Here is a 973-nt window from a genome sequence, read left to right as displayed (position 1 = left end):
ACTTGGGTCAAAATCTAAGAAAACGTAAGTATTTAAGAGAAAAGTGATTCTCCATAGAGGGAGGATAGTTCAATTGTTTCTCGAATATTTTCTGAGTTGGATAATTTTATTAACTTTGTGAATATAACGTTATGTGAAATCACAGTGTGATATTTAATGAAAGCATCTAAAGGAGCGCCCTGTATGAAGACAATTATCTATATGGTTAGGCATGGAGAATCACCATACAATGAAGGAAATGAAAGAACAAGAGGGCTTACCCCAAAAGGAAAGATCGATATTGAAAAAGTAACGAAGTTACTTATAGGTGAAGGAATAGACATGATTATATCAAGTCCTTATACTCGAGCAATTCTTAGTGTTGAGGGATTGGCCGAGCACTTAAAGTTAGATATTAAAGTATTTGAAGATCTTAGAGAACGTCATTTTGCATCTAATATTATTGAAAATGTAGTGTTAATGTCTAGTATCAGAGAGAGTTTTAATGACCCTAATTATACCTTGCCGGGTGGAGAGTCTAATGCTGATTGTCAGAAAAGAGCAATCTCAGTTCTAAAACCCATATTAAAAGAGCACAGAGGGAAGAAAATAGCAATCGGGACTCATGGTCTTGTAATGACTTTGATGATGAATCATTTTGATCCAGCTTTTGGCTTGGAGTTTTTGAATCAATTAAAGAAACCAGATATCTATAAAATGCAATTCGAGGACTTAGAATTAGAAGAAGTAACAAGAATGTGGAATGATTAGATTTTATAAGGTTTATCGAAGAGGACTGTGACATCACATAACACCATATTAAAGCATTGGGGCTATACCCCCTCGGTCTGTCCGAGGGATCTCGGAATTAAGCTAACGAGGAACGATAACACAACGACACCAGGCTGCCGATAAGATCGGTGGCCTGTTCAGCTAACGGGCAGCATTCCTATTATGAAGAAATACGAGATTTGAGAAACAAAAAGACTCCTTG

At 36.4% G+C, this 973-nt stretch carries 1 protein-coding gene; it reads left to right on the top strand.

Annotation, left to right across the window (positions count from 1 at the left end; all coding sequences use genetic code 11):
• Positions 1–183 precede the first annotated feature (183 nt).
• Entirely contained in the window at positions 184–750 is a 567-nt protein-coding gene (locus tag NNL21_RS36035) for a histidine phosphatase family protein (protein ID WP_204822899.1), read from the top strand.
• The last annotated feature ends 223 nt before the right edge of the window (positions 751–973 follow it).

Origin of the sequence: Paenibacillus mendelii (assembly GCF_024498075.1) — a bacterium.
In the GTDB taxonomy this organism is placed as follows: Bacteria; Bacillota; Bacilli; order Paenibacillales; family Paenibacillaceae; genus Paenibacillus_Z; species Paenibacillus_Z mendelii.
The sequence above is the reverse complement of the archived record's forward strand: the minus strand, read 5'-3'. Positions and strand labels throughout refer to the sequence as shown.

What these genes read in the sequence shown, in the direction of transcription:
- NNL21_RS36035 (WP_204822899.1), top strand. Translation starts at nt 184, where the DNA reads ATGAAGACAATTATCTATATGGTTAGGCATGGAGAATCACCATACAAT.